General features: G+C 70.2%; 1 protein-coding gene. It reads left to right on the top strand.

The genetic code is table 11. The features are described 5' to 3' along the window. Positions 1 to 410: TolC family protein (locus J8I35_RS34445; RefSeq protein WP_209929403.1), on the top strand; the 410-nt coding region annotated here is incomplete at both ends.

Genomic DNA, 410 nt, shown 5'->3' with positions numbered 1-410 from the left:
GACACGCTGAAGACCGCGCAGGCGTCGTACGACCTGACCAAGCTGCAATTCGACAACGGCACGGGCTCCGAGCTCGATCTGCGTCAGGCGCAGACGGTAGTCGAGACGGCGCTCGCGAACCAGCAGGCGCAGGCGCGTGCGCGTGCGCAGGCGCTGAATGCACTGGTGCTGCTGATCGGCGAGCCGCTGCCGGACGATCTGCCGGCGGGCATGCCGCTCGACGCGCAGAACCTGCTAACGGACGTGCCGGCCGGGTTGCCGTCGGATCTGCTGACGCGTCGTCCTGACGTGATGCAGGCCGAGCAGACGCTGCTGGCCGCGAACGCGAACATCGGCGCGGCGCGCGCGGCGTTCTTCCCGAAGATCTCGCTGACGGGCGCGTTCGGCACCGGCAGCCCGACGCTGGGCGG

It is taken from the genome of Burkholderia sp. CpTa8-5, from assembly GCF_017815045.1.
Lineage (GTDB): Bacteria > Pseudomonadota > Gammaproteobacteria > Burkholderiales > Burkholderiaceae > Burkholderia > Burkholderia sola.
This window is presented reverse-complemented; position numbering and strand designations above follow the sequence as displayed.